An 18,710-nucleotide genomic window follows, 5' to 3' on the forward strand; every position below is an offset into this window, starting at 1 on the left:
AAAGGAGGCTCCAATATGAGCAAGCTTATGGATATGCCAAAAGAAAGCGGCTATGCGGCTTGGCTGCATTACAGCCGCAATAGTAAGGTACAAAAGCTGCCCGCCTGGTGCAGGGTCATCGTGGTCCATGAGACAGATGAAGTGCTTCAATCGGCTGCGAGTGAGCTTCAGCACGGATTGACCTCCATGTTTGGACAGCAGCCGAAAATCAGTACCGTTCCTGTAAATGCGCCATTCATTGCGCTGGGTACGTTCCCAACGCATCCTTTGGTCGCAGAACGATTCAGTGCGACGGAACAGGCAGAAGTGGGCGCGGAAGGCTACCGAATTCGCGGGCTAGAGATGCCAGATCCGGCATATTCAGCTTTGCACAGTAACGATGAGTTCAAAGGACCGTACGTTATAGTCGCGGGGCAGACCTCCAAAGGCGTATTGTATGGAGTCTTTCATCTGCTGCGCTACCTTCAAGGAGGATTAGACGGCAAACTGAAACCCGCCGCCGAGGAATCATTGCACGCTCCCCTTCTAGACCTATTGTCTAATCCAGCTAATCCCATCCGTATGATCAACCACTGGGATAACATGGATGGTAGTATTGAACGCGGGTATGCGGGTGGGTCCATTTTCTACGACAATAATGCCTTTACTGCAAATATGGAGCGCCTGCGAGACTATGCCCGTCTACTCGCTTCTGTAGGCATTCAAGCGCTATCCATTAACAATGTGAATGTCCATCAGGTAGAAACCGAGCTGATTACAGATAAATTCCTACCGGATGTGGCCAAAGTAGCTGCGGTATTCCGCGCCTATGGCATACAGATCTACTTGAGCATTAACTATGCCAGTCCTATTCAGCTCGGCGGGTTAACTACAGCCGATCCCTTGGAACCAGCTGTAGCTGAATGGTGGCAGACCAAAGCCCAGGAAGTTTACGCCGCCGTTCCTGATCTGGGTGGTTTTGTGGTCAAAGCCGATTCCGAAAATCGGCCCGGACCGTTCAGCTACGGGCGCCATCACGCCGATGGAGCCAATATGCTGGCAGATGCGTTGCAGCCCTATGGCGGACGTGTGATTTGGCGCTGCTTTGTCTACAATTGCAAGCAGGACTGGCGCGATCGCAAGACGGATCGAGCTCGCGCAGCCTTTGACCATTTTAAACCACTGGATGGGCTGTTTCGGGAAAATGTCATTTTACAGATCAAAAATGGTCCCCTGGATTTTCAGGTGCGGGAGCCTGTCTCCCCCCTGTTCGGTGGGCTGGAAGCCACTCAGGTGCTACTGGAATTTCAGATTGCGCAAGAGTACACCGGCCAACAGAAGCATCTATGTTACCTTGTTCCGCAATGGAAGGAAGTATTGGATTTTGATACTTACGCCCAAGGAAAAGGCTCCACCATCAAGCGTATTGTGAGTGGCGCCCTGCATTCTCCCAAACCTACCAACTATGGAATAGCCGCTGTATCCAATATTGGTGCAGACACCAATTGGACCGGACATTTGCTCGCCCAGTCCAATCTTTATGGCTATGGTCGACTGGCATGGGACCCGGAGCTGTCTGCGGAGGAAATCGCTGATGAGTGGGTTCGGCTGACGTTTGGCAGACAAGGGAATAGCGAAGGCGACACAGATTTAATTTCTACCATTAAGCAGATGCTGCTCGATTCATGGAATATCTACGAATCCTACACCGCCCCTCTGGGGGTCGGCTGGATGGTCAGTCCCGATCACCACTATGGGCCGGATGTAGACGGGTACGAATATTCCAAGTGGGGAACCTACCATTTTGCTGATTGCCGAGGGATTGGAGTAGATCGCACGACCGCAACCGGGACCGGCTATGCAGGACAATATTTTGCTCCCCATGCCGATATCTATGAATCTACGGACACCTGTCCGGATGAGCTGCTCTTATTCTTTCACCATGTTCCTTATACACACTTGCTCCATTCCGGCCAAACTATCATACAGCACATTTATGATACCCATTTTGAAGGTGCAGAACGTGCGGCCCATCTTCGAGACACATGGGTTAGTCTACGAGGGCAGCTGAATGATACCATGTATGAACAGGTGTTGGAGCGGCTGGAGCATCAGGCTGAGCATGCCAAAGAATGGCGGGATCGGATCAATACGTATTTCTACCGTAAAAGCGGCATTGCCGACCAGAAGGATCGCCCTATTTATTAAGCAGGCTGTCTCGGCTTCCATGGAAATTAAAATTTTATAGAACAATGATAACTTAAAGATACTGATAACATCCCCACTCCTTGGCAGCATCCGATTTAGAAGTATCAGATAAAAAGTGATTAGCTGTTGGAAATAGGCCGTGTTTTACCTGAACTGAATCTCATATATGGGCGACTGGTTTTTTACCAAGACTCTTCAGATTTCAAAAAGATGGCTTTCATCAGGAGTCATCTTTTTTTGTATCCATTGAGCATTATCATAGCAGTTACCCTTACGGGACATCGACTATTTGACTTTGAGTTTTATCAATGAGCACATGTGTTCTGGGGGTGAATGTAATGCATGCCTCAATGTCAGAGCTTCTGTTACACGTTCCTTGAATGACCGACTTTTAATTTTAAAACTTTAGTTGTATTTTTTAATATCACTGACACTTTCTTAATTAACAAAAGAGAATGGATGTGAGATAGAGTGAAAATACAATCGATAGGATTACCAAACTATAATATTAAAACTGCTACAAACAAAGAAAACAAGGGTTTAGAAATAATTCATGCTGAACAGTTTTGGAAGCGGAATATTTTTGGATCTAATGTTGTCATTGCTGTGTTGGATACCGGAATAGATATGAAGCACGAAGATCTACAAAACAACATCATTGGTGGGAGAAATTTCACTTCAAACTATGACAATGATCCGCATAACTATCAGGATGGCAATGGACATGGGACTCATGTTGCAGGAATTATTGCAGCTAACAATAAAAAAGTTAACATCGGAGTTGCCCCACGAGCCAGCATTCTCATTTTAAAAACGTTAACCAATGACGGAGATGGAGATATTAATAATTTAATTGAGGCTATTTACTACGCAATATTATGGAGAGGGCCCAACGGAGAAAGAGTTAACATTATGGCAATGTCTTTGGGTACCATAAAGGACAATCCTCTTCTGCATGATGCTATCCGCTATGCAGTGGAACACGGCTTGTCTATAGTCGCTGCTTCCGGAAATGATGGAAACGGGGAGAGTGATCGGGAATATAGATATCCCGGTGCTTACAATGAAGTGATAGAAGTTGGGTCTATCGGAGCAACAAAATTAATTTCAAAATTTTCTAACAAAAACGAGCAACTTGACATTGTCGCTCCGGGTGAAGACATATATTCCACATTCCTTAATAATAAATATGCCTCTTTTAGTGGTACATCTATGGCAGTCCCTTTCGTTGCTGGTGCATTAGCATTGATCATCGAAGAAGGCAGAATCCTATTCAAAAGGGATCTTACTGAACCAGAAATTTATGCTCAATTAATTAAAAGCAGTTCGCTGCTCTTTGGAAATCCAGCTATAGAAGGAAACGGAATGCTGAATTTGTTAAAGAGCTTTGGATAAGTTGATCTAAAATTAAAAACTTATCGCCTTGCTAAAAAAAAACGACTCATGACCTGATAGTACGAAATATAGCTATAATTACAATCATACAAAAGAATCAGTTCATGAGTTGCTCTCATCACCGCAAAATTTCTGTAAAATGGTCTTATGAAAGTATGTTTCTCACAACTACTCTAAGTCTGTAATTACTCGATTTTCAAAAGCCTCTAGGCATGTTTTAAGTTCAAGTTATACACTCCGGACGTAAGACGTTAGAACACTAGTGGCTTCCAAGAAAAAGCGTCATTACTTATTAGGAACTCCCTCCCTCAAGCAGTAGAACTCCAAGTAAAACTTATATATTCCTCTCTAGTTTTGAAATGCTCCAAATACACGAGTTCCTCTTTCAAAATGCTGTGAAACGATTCAACGCAGACATTGTCATAACAATTCCTTTTTCGGCTCATGCTGCCTTTCATGCCGTAATCCACAAGCTTTTTCTGGTGTTCCTGAGCCGCATACTGACTGTCCGATCCGAATGGTGCAGAACTTCACTGGCAGGACGGTGAGCCTGGTAAGCACGCTCCAATGCTGAAAGGACCGGTTCCTTTGTCATCAAGATCCCATTTGGAAGCCCACAACCTGTCGGGTATACAGGATCCATGACGCTGGGCAGGTAAAACCATTCTTCATCCATACTTCCCTTGGCGTTTGAGCAGAAAACTGCTGGTTCAGGTGTTTTTCATGGACGGGTATCTGATATTTGGAATTCGTTGTCGCTTGGTATTCTTCACGATCCTAGATTGAAGGAACAGCTGCCTAATTTTCTGCTCGACCTGACTTCTTCGCTTCTTTCGCTCACTGCTCTTTTGGCACCTCGAATGAATTTGGTTTTATTCTCGCTTCTCGTCTCTCGGTGTCCACTTTTTAGTCTAACATCAATATGGGCATTTCATGTATGCAGCTTTAATAAAAGGGGGAGGAAAACGATAAACTTATAAATATTGGGTTGTTATATCTAGTACATAACTCACTTTTATAGTTGTAACAAATTAAATCGAAAGGAGAAATTAAATTATGAATGAGAAGAAAACTACTCAGACAAATGCTTCCCAGCAAGAGCAAGTGCAGATTCAAGCGGAAATTGGCTGTTACCAACTGCCTAAATGCTGTGGCTTCGGACCTGACTGCCCAGCAACATATCGCGGTGTATTTAAGAACAATCCGGTCTTTTATTCATGTGGCTGTTCACCTTAATGATTAGCTTTTGATAAGATTTGTGCGTTATCCGCCTTTATATTTCAATTTTAGAGGAGTGTATATAGTTATGATGAATATAATTAATGGTCGACCTATGACAATAATCGAAACAACCGATTTTTTAACTGAGCTTACAAATAGCCCTGATTATAAGAAAATTTCAAAATTAATTGATACAGAGTATTCGAAATTTTCTCTTGAAAACCTAAAAATCAAAGCTACTTTTGTGAGTGACTTATATACAACAAACAAAAAATTAAATGTAGGAAAAATGATTTATTTCATTAGTGAAGATAAGAAACTTGTATTTCATGCCTTTGGTTATAATGAAATTGACAGTACAGAAGTTACTTACTCCCTTGGTGTAGATATTTTAGAGGGGAACGAATTGAAACAATTAGATGTGAAAAAAGGAAGAACTCACGTCACTAATTCACCTTATGATGGAGTTGATCTAGACGTAGAGGTGGAAACTCCACCTTTTCATGACGAGACATACACCCCCGGAGAAACTAACAATAAAATTACTACTGCTTGGGATCCTACGGAGTTTTGTGCTCCTGGTGGTTATCAGCATTGTGGTAAAAACTGTGGATACAATATGGCTAGAGGTGGGGGCGCCCCCATTAACGAATTAGATGAATGTTGCGTAGCACACGATCGTTGCTGGGCAAATTTCGGCGAAGGTAACTGCGAGTGCGATGGGATTCTCGAGAACTGCGCTCGCAGATATAGAACTCAATATTATATTATAGCTAATGCCATTATCATTTATTTCGAAGGATGCTAATAGATAATACTTAAAATGTATAAATATCTCCACTTCTTAATATAGTACTATCCCTTTCAAGTAGACACTCAAAAAAACCTTATGTCACATGAGGAAAGAGTAAACTTGAAGGGGATATTTCCATATAGAAAGGGTAATTTCTTTTTCAGAAGAAGCAGAACAAGAAACTGTTCTATAGGCCTCTACTATTTGAAAACGATAATATTAAGACGCCTTATGATAAATATGTTTGTACTGATTAGGAACATGTAGCCTTAAGCAGAATAAGAGCAGGTACCTTTCCTTACTATTTATTTTGAGCCTCAGCTGATCTTTGCAATTTTTTAAAAAGATTTCCTTACAGCTTGTCGCGAGACTCCCTGTTCTCTCGCTACTTGAACAATCCGTTTTTCTTTACCTTGAACAATTATCAGTCGGAGGACTTAAAAACTAACTTTTTTACTCATTGGACACACCTCAACTAAGTTTGATTGTGTTCTCCATTCCCCGTGTCTAAACGGAAACCACCGGCAGAGAAACGTGGGAAGTTTGCGGTAGGAAGTCAATTCAAGAGCGCGTCAAAGAAGTATCCTCTTGGGAGCCTTTCGTTCTGGAACTGGATTCGGTAAACCCAGTCGTGGGGAAAGCAAAAACTGTTTAGCTACCTTCATCAAACTGAAGATGCGTCTGTAAACCGCGATAAAAGTGCTGGAGCATGTTCTTCCTCATCAACCACCTCCCCGAAAATGTCTGGACTGGAAAATCACTCACGAACGATTTACAGAGGAGCTGTTGCACTGGCTCTACAATCCGTCATTTAATCATTGTTATCTTTCTTCACTCTTACCGTTTAAGGAATTCAAATTGAGCTATTTCGGTTGTGCTATGATGAAGGAGTTAATAAATTGAGATTCATCTGCACGAATGTATTTTGGTAACTATATTTCACATGATCAGACCATAAGCTGAATATTTACTTCTTTGGGACCGCCACAATAATCGGCATGTAAATAAATTTAAAATTCATCAGTAAATTATTATTTATTGCAACTTTTTCCTGTCTTCATTCGTGGTTGTAGTGAAAGGAGGAAAGAATGAACCTAGAAACTCTTTACTCCAGCTACTTTAACGACTTGTATAGATACCTGCTTTCCCTCTCCTGTAATCATTTCGTTGCAGAGGAACTAGTCCAAGAAACTTTCTTTAGAGCCTTTTTACATCTTGAGGATAATGAAATTGAAAATATTAAGGCTTGGTTGTTTAAAGTTGGATACCATGCATTTATTGATTTCACACGACGAAAAAACAAAAAAAATGCACTTATTGAAGAAATTAAGGGACTAGAATTACTGGATAACAATACTCCGGAAAATCAGTTCATAGAGCGTGATCAATTAAGCCAGTTAATACAATCAATTCATACTCTACCCGAAAAAGAATCCCAAGCCATCCTTTTATGTGATTTACATCAATTCAAAATGCACGAAGCAGCTGAAGTGCTGGGGTTAAATCTTAACACTTTAAAAAGTCATATTTATCGTGGGAGGAAAAAGTTAAAAACGATTCTTGAAAAGAGGGGCATACTACATGAAGAAGGATAACGATAACGAACAATTTCTCGATAAAAAAAGTAATAATAGTAATTTAACATCTAAAGAAGATCAAGAGGCGACTAATAATGAATACAATGAGTTGTTTAAAAAAGCTAATTTAGATTTCGGGACCACTTTACACTTTGAAGAAAAAGCTTCAAAAGGAATTATTAAATTAGCAAAATACCAAGCAAAGATAAGTACAATCCTCATTGTTCTAACCATTTTACTTTTAATTGTACCTGTTCTAACACTTTGTTCCTATTTATATTACGGAACAGAGAACCGAGCTAACGACTTGTTAGACACCACTAGGAATTTAATCTACGTAACTGAACCTAATACAATGTTAGAAGAAGGGTTTGATGCTAGAATCGGTTTTTTTTCTATGGACGCGAATTTTAACACTTTAAAACGTGTTGGGAAGCAAAGTCTTAATTCTGAGGCAATCAAAGTGCATTACACAATGAAACAATTTTCTGCCGTGGAACGGCAATCTAACACAAGTATACCTGTATCTGAGTCAAATAAGAATCATTTCATTTTCCCAAGTAACAACCTGAATCTTGATAAAAATAAGGAGTGGGAGGTTTTAAACGGTTTGCCTTCTGGGTCTGTCGCCGAATTGTACATTTCTTTCGATGATTTGTATTCTCCCCAAGAAGTGGAACATAAGCTCCCCAAAAGTATTGATACTCTGTGGCTTGCAGTAAACTCAGGAGTGGAGAACTCACAAAATAGTGAACAAATAATTCCTTTGGGGTACCCTACGCATTCTGATGCCAATTTATTTTCTCCGTTTTTCGAGGCTGAGGTTGCTAAACAAGGAATTGAACCTATATTTCTTAAAATTGTTGAACAGTTGGCTCAGCGACAAAAGCTAATATCTACTTTTCCATACTACCAGAATACATCTTTCTCTAAACGTTTGGATTATATAAAGAAAAATGGAATCCTCACCTATGGAGTCGTCGTTACTGGGCCATCTGAAGAACTAAAAAAACTTAAAAGTAATAAAATGGTGCGCACAATAAAAGTTGAGGAGGTAGAGTTATGGAATTGGCATTCTTAAAAAATAAAAAGAGAACCCTTTTACACCCCATAATAGGAATGATATCTTTCTTGTGCGGTATTTTTTCATTAGTTGAATTGAATATTAACTATTTATTTCTCTCTTCTTTTTTTCTTCCTCAAGCACTATATAGCATACCAGTACTAGGAATTTTTTTGGGAATGGTAGCACTATTTACAAGGCGATCTAAAATGTATGCATGGTGGGGGATTGGACTGAATATTTTTGTACTCCTCTTCTCTTTCGTGATATTAATACTCTCTTGGTCAATTAATCCTAAGCCATAATACGAAAGATTTGATATATACATCGCACTATTTACTAACTTAATTCGCATTCAAACAAAACCAAATAACCAGTCGCCGATAGATTCCAGGCGACTGGTCGCTTAAATTGCAATATGTTTTGATATCCCACTCAAGACATTCCCGGCTTACAGCACCAGACTTAATTATCTGTCTCTTCATTTTTTTTATTTACAAATTCCCAAAAACCAGGCACTGATTTCAAGTCATATCTATAGATTGCCTCAATTAATTTTAAGCTTACTTCTTGTCTTAAGTCATTACGATCTTGAGGTTTTGTCTGTGTAAGAGATTTTTGAATTTTGGGATTGAATTTTTCAATAATAGTTGCTATTGCTCGTGCGTCTCTTTGTTGTGCTTTCTTAATTAGATTCATAAAAGAGTTCACTGCTTCTCTCCCCTTCACATAACGAATTACTTGCTCTATTTTCCCGAGAGTATTGAGGATTGATGCCATTGATCATAACAGATTGGACTGTACTGTTCTTTTATATAATCCAGTACTATAATTAATCCACTTTACGCCAAAAAATCTCTAAGTTTTTTTAATGCCCTAGTTCTTGTTTTTGAAACGGCCTGCTGTGATACGTTATTATTTTTAGCAATTTCAGTATCCGAACAATTCATGACATATGAAGCACTCAAAATACTCTTTTCTTTTTCCGTTAATAAACTTATCGCTTTATGTAGCTTTGAACTCGTTACCACGTCTTCTATTTTAACTGTTCGCTTATCCTTCAAGAATTCATATTGTGTACATACATCCTTAAAAAGATTGTGTGAATCCTCTTCCGGTATTAACACGTTTCTTTTTCGGATTCTTCTTTGCTTCTTGTCAAAATCTATCGAAGCATAATGTATCAAAGATGATATATAGGTTGTAAAACGAAGTTCTAAAAAGAATTGTTTGAATTTTTCATCTAGTTCCTTATTATTAGCATCAGATGGAAACATAATACTTTCTTTGAATAAAGCATAGTGCTCTGGGTCATTCAAAAACTCATTTATAATTTTTTTTCTTGAAAGAATGCTAACAATTTCAGTAAAATTTAGTATGTAAGAGTTCATAATTTCCCTCCTAAATAAACAGTATGTTTAATCAAAGTGATACAACTTGGCGAAACCACAACCATAAATGTCTAAAAAGATATTTTTTTAAAAAAATTGTTAAAAAACCTTGTGAAAGGCTTTAGTATCGAGATTATTTGTGAGAATTTGAATTCTAATCGTGCTATATTAATTAACTTGGACATTGTATAATATTGGATTTTCTTATTTAAAACCTCTTATAACTAATCACTAAAAAATAATCTTGCCTGAATTAAAGAGTTATTGCTACGAAAACAAAACATTTACATCGCGAAGTGATTACCGGAGTATTACGGCTCTGTATAAACTATTTCACTATGGGGAAGCTCAATGGAAAGTAGGAGAATTTTTTCGTATACTTTGTTGTGATGCCTATTGTTACGATGATTGTTTATATTTATCAGCATGAGCCAGTATAGAGTGGGCAGTGTATCTCAGACCGAAACAACCGATTTTGAGGATCGACCATGTCTCTAAACATGACTTGATTGACTTGAGTTGAAAATACGCCTTAATAAAACAAAAAAATCGTTACAAAACACCAACGACTGATTTTCGAAATTAATGTTATGGTGAAGAAGACAGACTGGAAATGGTTCTGAAAAAAACCTTTTTCGCACACCCCCAATTAATAAAACGACGTAAAAAGTTTAGTTTTCTCTACATAACTGGTAATATCGCAATTTAGGATTGAATGGGTATATATAAAAATTCATGATAAGAACACAGAAAAATAGAAATTTAAAAGCTTTGAATATTTATCACTTAACTAAAAAACAAAACATTTGGTTCAGGTTTTGAATAAAATGTTTATGAGCGTTAGCTCTTTGAGAAATGAAAAAAGCCGCTTCCTAAGAGGAAGCGGCTTTTCGCTATATGATTTAAGTTGAACTTACAAGTACTACTACTCAGTTAGATCATGCCCCTTTTCCTCCTTCCTAATACCGCTTAATTAAACCCTATAATTAGGGCAGGAGGCTCGGTGGTAATATTTTTAAAAGCAGCCGTCTCGCTTCCATAACACTATTATGCCCCATCCGTTTAATCTAAATTTTAAGAGTTCAACTGTAATTCACGGTTTATCAAAGGAAAGGAGCACTAATCCGTACAATGTTCAGGATTAAAGTTACAACCACAAATTGTGACACCTACTTTATCGTAGCACGCGGATTCAATTTTTTTAAGATGATAAGCATATTTCTCACATATCTCCTGGTAAAACAAAATATCACTAGGATTTTCAGTTTCCTCTATTTTTTTACTTAGCTTTAATAGTTCAATTTTAAAATTATGATGTCTTGATCTCCAAGCGTGCAATTCTTCCAACAGGATCGCCTCCAAAATATTTTATGTTTAATAAAGTGGGGCAGCGGATTGATAGAACAACCTAAAAAATAGAAACTATTTTTGGGTTGTACTTTTTAAAACTACTATCACTTTACTTCTCAAACACCAATTAAGTTTGGGGGTATAGCCAAGAGGCTAAGGCAAAGGTCTGCAAAACCTTCATCCCCGGTTCAAATCCGGGTACCCCCTTGCTAATTTAATTCGATGGGAGAGAAAGGTAATGTTAAATGAGGTACTTATCTACACAAAGTCAAATTGTAAATTTTGCCAAAAAATTAAGGAGTGGATGGAGGACAACAAGATCAATTTCACTGACATTGATATTACCAATATAAATGATCTCAAGTTACTTCGCGAAATTAAAGGCGTACCCTACACAATCATAAAGAGATCTGGCAAAGAAACAGTTATCTGCGGATTCAATCCAAACAAGCTTAGGGAGACGCTTCTATAATTTCAAAATCTCTTCTGAAGGGAAGATATCTATGAGTGTAGAGGCAATGATTTCATTAATTACAAATGTTGGATTTCCCGTTTCGCTATGTTTTATTCTTCTTTGGTACATTTTGAAGACTCTAGGAGAAAAATTAGATAAGTTAGACAACTCAATGAATCAGCTTAATACTACGATTAAAAAGATTAGCCTGTTAAGAAACTCTAAAAATGAATTTGATTCAAAAAAAAATTCACTTATGTGATATCAGCATCCTAATGGAAAATCATGCAGACACCTTCCAAGTAAGCTATTTCTGAGAGAAATGTCTGTCAATTATATTCAATTTCACATAATATATATTACTCGTTAGTGAACACACTCCTTCGGATAGGTTTGTGTAAAACGTGGAAACTTCACTCGTCTCAAAGACATCTAGATCAGTTTGTATGAGCAACTGAATGATACCATGTATGAACAGGTGCTGGAGCGGCTGGAGCATCAGGCAGAGCATGCCAAAGAATGGCGGGATCGGATCAATACGTATTTCTACCGTAAAAGCGGCATTGCCGACCAGAAGGATCGCCCTATTTATTAAGCAGGCTGTCTCGGCAATACTTTCCATACAGACTGGAACAAGACTTTATACGCTTAGGTTCATTTTCTCCTATACTGGCTTGGCTATCCGCACATCACTAAAAGGCATGCGTCTTCCTCAGACCTATGCCTTATTTTTTTGCCTGTAGACTTTTAGGCACACGGTTGCTTACGTAAAATGTCATATTTGTCCACCTTGAGTGCGCAATAAATTCTTCTTTTTATGCAACCGCTTGCTTTATACTATTTTTGTAGACGTTTACAAAATGTTGTCGAATTAGACTATGCTTTGGGGAGGATGATCGGTTTGACCTTGTATCGAAGTCTATGGAAAAAAGGGTGTATGCTTCTACTAAGCCTTGTGCTGTCTCTGACCGCCTTCATTGGCTCACCCTCTAATACGGCGAGCGCAGCGGTTGCAGATGATTTTCAAGCTTCCGTTATGGGACCGCTGGCGAAAATCAATGACTGGGGTGCCTTCAAAAAGCAGCTACAAACGTTGAAAAACAATGGCGTGTATGCCATCACTACCGACGTCTGGTGGGGCTATGTGGAGAGCGCAGGAGATAACCAGTTCGATTGGAGCTACTACAAGACCTATGCAAATGCCGTGAAGGAAGCGGGACTGAAGTGGGTTCCTATCATCTCAACGCATAAGTGTGGAGGAAATGTGGGAGATGACTGCAACATCCCACTGCCAAGCTGGCTGCCGAGCAAGGGCAGTGCAGATGAAATGCAGTTCAAGGACGAAAGCGGCTATGCCAATAGTGAAGCCCTCTCCCCATTGTGGAGCGGAACCGGTAAACAATATGACGAGCTGTATGCCTCATTCGCTGAAAACTTTGCCGGATATAAAAGTATCATTCCCAAAATTTATTTGAGCGGCGGTCCTTCTGGGGAATTGCGCTATCCGTCCTACTATCCAGCAGCAGGGTGGAGCTACCCGGGACGAGGCAAGTTCCAAGCTTATACTGAAACAGCCAAAAATGCATTCCGCACAGCTATGAATGACAAGTACGGATCATTGGACAAGATTAATGCTGCTTGGGGCACCAAACTTACCAGCCTTAGCCAAATCAATCCACCGACCGATGGGGACGGATTTTACACGAACGGCGGATATAATTCCACATATGGAAAGGATTTTCTGTCGTGGTACCAAAGTGTACTTGAGAAGCATCTAGGTGTCATCGGAGCAGCGGCTCACAAAAACTTCGATTCTGTGTTTGGTGTCCGGATCGGGGCCAAAGTTTCTGGTCTGCACTGGCAAATGAACAATCCTGCTATGCCGCACAGCACAGAACAAGCGGGTGGATATTATGATTACAACCGTCTCATTCAGAAATTCAAGGATGCCGATCTAGACCTGACATTCACTTGCCTGGAGATGACTGACAGTGGCTCAGCACCGAATTATTCGTTGCCGTCCACCCTGGTTGATACCGTCTCCTCCATCGCGAATGCCAAGGGTGTTCGCCTGAATGGTGAAAATGCACTTCCGACAGGCGGCAGCGGCTTCCAAAAAATCGAGGAGAAAATCACGAAGTTCGGTTATCACGGGTTTACGTTATTGCGCATCAACAATCTCGTCAACAATGATGGCTCACCAACCGGTGAGTTGAGTGGATTCAAACAATATATCATCAGCAAAGCCAAGCCTGACAATAATGGCGGTACAGGCAACAAAGTAACGATATACTACAAAAAAGGCTTTAACTCACCTTACATTCACTACCGTCCGGCTGGCGGAAGCTGGACTGCAGCGCCAGGTGTGAAAATGCAGGATGCCGAAATTAGCGGCTATGCTAAAATTACCGTCGATATCGGTTCTGCCTCCCAATTGGAAGCCGCTTTTAATGACGGCAATAACAACTGGGACAGCAACAACACCAAAAACTACTCCTTCAGCACGGGCACTTCTACGTACACGCCCGGTAACAGCGGCAATGCGGGAACGATCACATCTGGCGCTCCAGCGGGTACGATTCCCGGGGATGGCGGCGGTACAACTAACACGGTAACGGTATACTACAAAAAAGGCTTTAACTCGCCTTATATTCACTACCGCCCAGCTAACGGAAACTGGACTGCCGTACCCGGTGTGAAAATGCAGGATGCCGAGATTAGCGGCTATGCCAAAATTACCGTTGATATCGGTTCTGCCTCCCAATTGGAAGCTGCTTTTAATGACGGCAATAACAGTTGGGACAGCAATAACTCGAAGAACTACCTTTTCAGCACTGGAACTTCTACCTACACACCCGGCTTGAACGGGGCTGCAGGATCTATCCGAACGGGGGCACCTTCGGGGGGCGTCCTCAGCGTAGGGGCTTCTACCTACGCAACCGACCTCAACGAAGTGGCAGGACCTATCCCAACAGAAAAACTTTCGGGTGTATCCTTAAACGTAAGTACTTCTACCTATGCACCCAACTCTAACGGAGTTGAAGTAACTGCTCAAACGGAGGCGCCTTTAGGCGCCTTCACTCCTATAGATCCGGGTACCCTTTCCAAGCCAACTCCCCTCAACGTAGACTGGAGCGAACAAAGCATTTATTTTATCATGACAGACCGATTTAGCAACGGAGATCCGTCCAACGATAACTACGGTGGCTTCAATTCCAACAACAGCGATCAACGCAAGTGGCATGGTGGCGATTTTCAAGGTATTATTAACAAACTCGACTACATTAAAAATATGGGGTTTACCGCGATCTGGATTACTCCGGTAACGATGCAAAAGAGTGAATACGCTTACCACGGCTATCATACGTATGATTTTTATGCGGTAGACGGGCATCTCGGTACAATGGACAAGTTCAAAGAGCTGGTTGGTAAGGCACATGACAAAAATATCGCTGTGATGCTGGACGTCGTCGTGAATCACACAGGTGATTTCCAACCGGGGAACGGCATCGCCAAGGCTCCTTTTGATAAAACAGATTGGTATCATCACAATGGTGAAATTACAGGTGGGGACTACAACTCTAACAACCAATGGAAAATTGAAAACGGTGATGTGGCTGGACTGGATGACCTAAATCATGAAAACCCCGCTACCGCAAATGAGCTTAAAAACTGGATCAAATGGCTGCTGAATGAGACAGGCATCGACGGACTGCGGTTGGATACCGCCAAGCATGTACCGAAGGGTTTTCTAAAGGATTTTGACCAAGCCGCCAATACCTTCACCATGGGTGAAATTTTCCATGGCGACCCTGCTTATGTGGGGGATTACACCCGGTATCTCGATGCCGCATTGGATTTTCCGATGTATTATACAATCAAGGATGTCTTCGGACACGATCAATCCATGAGAAAAATCAAGGAACGCTACTCCGATGATCGTTACTATCGCGATGCCCAGACCAACGGTGTATTTATTGACAATCATGATGTAAAACGTTTCCTGAATGACGCCTCCGGCAAGCCGGGTGCTAACTATGACAAATGGCCACAGCTCAAAACTGCTTTGGGCTTTACTCTGACATCACGCGGAATTCCAATCATCTACCAAGGTACTGAGCAAGGCTTTAATGGCGGAGATGATCCCGGCAATCGGGAGAATATGGCTTTCAACTCCAACCATGACCTGTATCAGTACATCGCTAAGCTGAACAATGTGCGCAACAACCACCCTGCTCTGCAAAACGGCAGCCAAAAGGAAAAATGGGTGGACGACTCCTTTTACAGTTTTCAGCGCTCTAAAAACGGTGACGAGGCCATCGTATTTATCAACAACTCTTGGAATAGTCAAACCCGCACGATTGGCAACTTCGATAATCTGTCCAACGGAACCCGCCTGACCAACCAGCTAAGCAACGACTCCGTTCAGATTAACAATGGTTCAATCACCGTGACTCTCGCTCCAAAGGAAGTTAAAATTTTCACCAAGTAAACAGCGTTATTCAGTTACACTGGTTATTCAGATGTGCTAAAATAAATGATAGAAGGATATACTAAAAAAGAGCAAGGATGCTGGTAACATCCCTACTCTTGGCAACAGCCGCTTTGAAGAGCGGTCGGCTGAAAAAGGCTAGCTATTAGAAATAGACCGTGTTCCCCTCTCCAGGGCGGTCTATTTCTTTTTGTTATACTCTACTTATTTTTCTATACGAACATAACCTCGCAACGCTAAAAAAAGTCCCAGCACAAATATAAAGAAAATACTGATGACCCCTCCAGGGACATACGTGAATGTTCTGCCCATTTGTACATGGGGAGAAAACAATAACGGCACTGTCCATGGATAAAAGGTATTCCCCGGTGTATTAATCAAAACAAAATTTAAGCACATAACCGTACACATCCCAATAATGGAGGGTACAAATTTTTTCCAGCGAATAGCAAAGAACGTGATGATCGGGATAAGCATAGCGTGCATAAGAATCATCTTAGCAAATACCCCAAGCTGATACATAACAATTTCAAAGGTTAGCGGTCTGGTCGTAATAAACGTACCCAATACTGTAGATAGCACAAATGCCATCAGTAGGCTAACAGCGATATACATATAAATAACGAGCAACTTACTGAAGTAAATCCGAGTTCGTTGAACCGGGTTTGTCAACAGGGCAATATGGGTGTTCTCTTGATACTCTCTCGCATAGATATAGCAGGTCAAAATGTAGTAACTCATATACCCAGTTATTAAATTAACGGAGGATACAAAATCCATAAAGTATTCATTCCACCCGTCACGATCCAAGGAAAGTTTAGGATTTATGGCGTAAGTACTAAAAGTCAAAAATACGGTTGCTATTAAAATAAACACACTTAGAAATAGAATTTTAGTTCCTTTCAGCTTCAAGCACTCTGCTTTAACCAGGTCAAGCATAGTAACCCTCCTCTCAAAAACTCTCCATTTAGTCTTTTCTTTGATATGTCCATATGGATAAAAACAATCCAAGAAGAAAGGTCACGGATAAGCTGAACCATGCTATTGAAACATTGGTAGGTATAGTCGCATTTCTTTCATTAGGAGATAAGAGATAGGGCACAATCCAAGGATACCATTCACTTTTGTATATAAAATTCAAAAATATAGCAGTACAAACTACGAGCACAACCACCATGATACTCTTCCAGCGTATAGCAAAAAAAGAGGCAATCGGGATCAACATCGCATGCATTGCACACATTTTGGCAAATACTTGGATCTGATATACCCAGATAGCCATCGTTAAAGGTCGATTTGTAATGGACATGCCTAATAAGGCAGACAAAAACAGAACGAGAAATAAGGACACCATTATAAATCCATAAATAAGGATCAATTTACTAAAATAAAATTTAACCCTGGTGACAGGCGTGGTAAACATAAATAGATGCGTGTTTTCCTGATACTCTCTTGCAAAAATATGACCCGTTAAAATGTAATAGCTGATAAATCCCGCTGCAATATTGACCAAGGAAACAATATTTGTAAAATAGTAGTCCCAACCCAGATTATCAATTGAATATCTGTAAAAAATAGCGCTCAATCCAAACATCAGCAACACAACAGCCAGCAATATTATAAAACTCAACAAGAAGGCTTTAGAGCCTTTAAGCTTAATGAGCTCTGCTCTAATCACGTCGCCCACCCTCTCCTGAAATGAGAGTCAAAAAGTACTCCTCTAGCGTCTGCTTTGTGGTGTGTATCTCATAAACTGAAAACTGATGATCTATTAACTGTTTATTTAACGCAGATGTATTTTCAATCGGACTATGAATTCTTAGTTGTTGTGGGGATATCACATTAGATTGAAGCTGCTTCATGTGCTCTTGCAGAAATGCTTGCACTGCTTCTGCATCGTCTACCTTTACATCTGTATATTGCTCAAAGCCTTCCTCTAACCGGCTCAAACGATCTTCCGCTAACAGTTTTCCATTATGTATAATCCCGATGTGTGTAGCTAACTGCTGAATTTCGCTCAAGATGTGGCTGGAAATAAGAATTGTTTTCCCGTCTTCCTCGCACAACCGCTTCAATAGCTGACGAATTTCCTTAATTCCAGATGGGTCCAGTCCGTTTGTTGGCTCATCCAATATGAGCAACTCAGGGTCATGAACAAGCGCCCTCGCAATCCCCAATCTTTGCTTCATCCCTAGGGAAAAATCTTTGAACTTCTTTTTACCGGTATGCTCTAAACCTACCGTGGTTAAGGTACGTTCTATTCTTCCATCATCCTTCATTCCCATGTACTTACAGCATATTCTCAGATTATCACGCGCACTCAGGTTTTCGTATAAACCTGGTGTTTCAATAATCGTTCCAATTTTGGAAAAGATAGATGGATAATTCGTCTCCAACCGCTCGCCAAATAAAAAAACCTCCCCACTTGTAGGCTCAATCAGCCTCATCAGCATGCGGATGGTCGTTGTTTTGCCAGCCCCATTCTCACCGAGGAAACCGTAGATACTGCCACGCTCCACGTGTAAGGAAATATCGTCTACAGCTACCGACATCCCGAACTGTTTGCGGAGGCCCTTCGTTTCAATAACATACTGCATTTCTTTCATCCTCCTATACACACCAAATATAATTATTATACAGATTGAATCATCCACAAAATGTAAAAACCATCACATTTATTCATTTGCCAATCATTATCCCGATAAAAACAAAACAGGCACCTGACGAAGCGTACACTTCGTTGCAGGTGCCTTGTTTATATATAAACAACGTGGGATTACTTAGGCC

The 18,710-nt window shown here is 40.6% G+C and carries 16 protein-coding genes, 1 tRNA gene and 1 pseudogene; 12 read left to right on the top strand and 6 right to left on the bottom strand.

All coding sequences use genetic code 11. The features are described from left to right. Positions 1-15 precede the first annotated feature (15 nt). The 7 genes from MKY98_RS25395 (at position 16) to MKY98_RS25425 (ending at position 8,541) form a co-directional block, all read left to right on the top strand. Positions 16-2,187 carry an alpha-glucuronidase family glycosyl hydrolase gene (locus MKY98_RS25395; RefSeq protein WP_069012239.1) on the top strand — a complete coding sequence of 724 codons (2,172 nt, stop codon included), beginning with the start codon at positions 16-18 and terminating at the stop codon, positions 2,185-2,187. Between the two features lie 471 nt (positions 2,188-2,658). Continuing rightward, positions 2,659-3,582 (top strand): S8 family peptidase, encoded by a 924-nt coding sequence (locus tag MKY98_RS25400; protein ID WP_029518738.1) that lies wholly within the window; start codon positions 2,659-2,661, stop codon positions 3,580-3,582. A gap of 1,056 nt (positions 3,583-4,638) precedes the next feature. Continuing rightward, the gene (locus tag MKY98_RS25405; protein WP_029518740.1) at positions 4,639-4,818 is read left to right on the top strand and encodes a hypothetical protein; all 180 of its coding nucleotides are present in this window, start codon (positions 4,639-4,641) and stop codon (positions 4,816-4,818) included. Positions 4,819-4,888: 70 nt separating this feature from the next. Further along, the gene (locus MKY98_RS25410; protein ID WP_029518741.1) at positions 4,889-5,611 is read left to right on the top strand and encodes a hypothetical protein; all 723 of its coding nucleotides are present in this window, start codon (positions 4,889-4,891) and stop codon (positions 5,609-5,611) included. 1,073 nt (positions 5,612-6,684) lie between these two features. Next, positions 6,685-7,191, top strand: coding sequence for a sigma-70 family RNA polymerase sigma factor (locus MKY98_RS25415; RefSeq protein ID WP_029518742.1), 507 nt, complete (start codon positions 6,685-6,687; stop codon positions 7,189-7,191). Beyond that, positions 7,178-8,254: an anti-sigma factor gene (locus tag MKY98_RS25420; protein ID WP_029518743.1), complete on the top strand. Its 1,077-nt coding sequence runs from the start codon at positions 7,178-7,180 to the stop codon at positions 8,252-8,254. Before MKY98_RS25415 ends, MKY98_RS25420 begins: the two co-directional genes overlap by 14 nt. After that, entirely contained in the window at positions 8,236-8,541 is a 306-nt protein-coding gene (locus MKY98_RS25425) for a hypothetical protein (protein WP_029518744.1), read from the top strand. Before MKY98_RS25420 ends, MKY98_RS25425 begins: the two co-directional genes overlap by 19 nt. A gap of 160 nt (positions 8,542-8,701) precedes the next feature. Here the strand turns inward: MKY98_RS25425 and MKY98_RS25430 are convergent, their stop codons facing one another. From MKY98_RS25430 to MKY98_RS25440, 3 genes are all read right to left on the bottom strand, one after another. Further along, on the bottom strand, positions 8,702-8,947 hold the full coding sequence (locus tag MKY98_RS25430; protein ID WP_029518745.1) for a helix-turn-helix domain-containing protein: 246 nt from the start codon (positions 8,945-8,947) through the stop codon (positions 8,702-8,704). A gap of 131 nt (positions 8,948-9,078) precedes the next feature. Beyond that, positions 9,079-9,627: a sigma-70 family RNA polymerase sigma factor gene (locus MKY98_RS25435; protein ID WP_029518746.1), complete on the bottom strand. Its 549-nt coding sequence runs from the start codon at positions 9,625-9,627 to the stop codon at positions 9,079-9,081. A 1,119-nt stretch (positions 9,628-10,746) separates the two neighbouring features. Then, positions 10,747-10,974 (bottom strand): hypothetical protein, encoded by a 228-nt coding sequence (locus tag MKY98_RS25440; protein WP_025683859.1) that lies wholly within the window; start codon positions 10,972-10,974, stop codon positions 10,747-10,749. 138 nt (positions 10,975-11,112) lie between these two features. Between MKY98_RS25440 and MKY98_RS25445 the strand changes: the two genes are divergently transcribed. From MKY98_RS25445 to MKY98_RS25460, 5 genes and pseudogenes are all read left to right on the top strand, one after another. Beyond that, positions 11,113-11,184, top strand: a tRNA-Cys gene (locus MKY98_RS25445). Between the two features lie 31 nt (positions 11,185-11,215). Continuing rightward, positions 11,216-11,449 (top strand): glutaredoxin family protein, encoded by a 234-nt coding sequence (locus tag MKY98_RS27145; protein WP_069012240.1) that lies wholly within the window; start codon positions 11,216-11,218, stop codon positions 11,447-11,449. Between the two features lie 31 nt (positions 11,450-11,480). Further along, on the top strand, positions 11,481-11,693 hold the full coding sequence (locus MKY98_RS25450) for a hypothetical protein (RefSeq protein ID WP_025719390.1): 213 nt from the start codon (positions 11,481-11,483) through the stop codon (positions 11,691-11,693). Between the two features lie 174 nt (positions 11,694-11,867). Next, positions 11,868-12,026: pseudogene (locus MKY98_RS25455) on the top strand (hypothetical protein); the annotation flags it as partial. Positions 12,027-12,332: 306 nt separating this feature from the next. Further along, complete coding sequence (locus tag MKY98_RS25460) at positions 12,333-15,923, top strand: family 14 glycosylhydrolase (RefSeq protein WP_208332567.1); 3,591 nt, start codon at positions 12,333-12,335, stop codon at positions 15,921-15,923. A 204-nt stretch (positions 15,924-16,127) separates the two neighbouring features. Here MKY98_RS25460 and MKY98_RS25465 read toward each other — a convergent pair whose 3' ends face one another. From MKY98_RS25465 to MKY98_RS25475, 3 genes are read right to left on the bottom strand one after another with little or no spacing between them, the layout of a single operon-like run. Beyond that, positions 16,128-16,862, bottom strand: a complete 735-nt coding sequence (locus MKY98_RS25465) for an ABC transporter permease (protein ID WP_069012242.1) — start codon at positions 16,860-16,862, stop codon at positions 16,128-16,130. Between the two features lie 28 nt (positions 16,863-16,890). Next, positions 16,891-17,601, bottom strand: a complete 711-nt coding sequence (locus MKY98_RS25470; protein ID WP_069012243.1) for an ABC transporter permease — start codon at positions 17,599-17,601, stop codon at positions 16,891-16,893. Next, positions 17,594-18,520, bottom strand: a complete 927-nt coding sequence (locus MKY98_RS25475; RefSeq protein ID WP_069012244.1) for an ABC transporter ATP-binding protein — start codon at positions 18,518-18,520, stop codon at positions 17,594-17,596. Before MKY98_RS25475 ends, MKY98_RS25470 begins: the two co-directional genes overlap by 8 nt. Positions 18,521-18,710 lie beyond the last annotated feature (190 nt).

Origin of the sequence: Paenibacillus sp. FSL M8-0228, from assembly GCF_038007385.1 — a bacterium.
Classification (GTDB): Bacteria; Bacillota; Bacilli; order Paenibacillales; family Paenibacillaceae; genus Paenibacillus; species Paenibacillus polymyxa_D.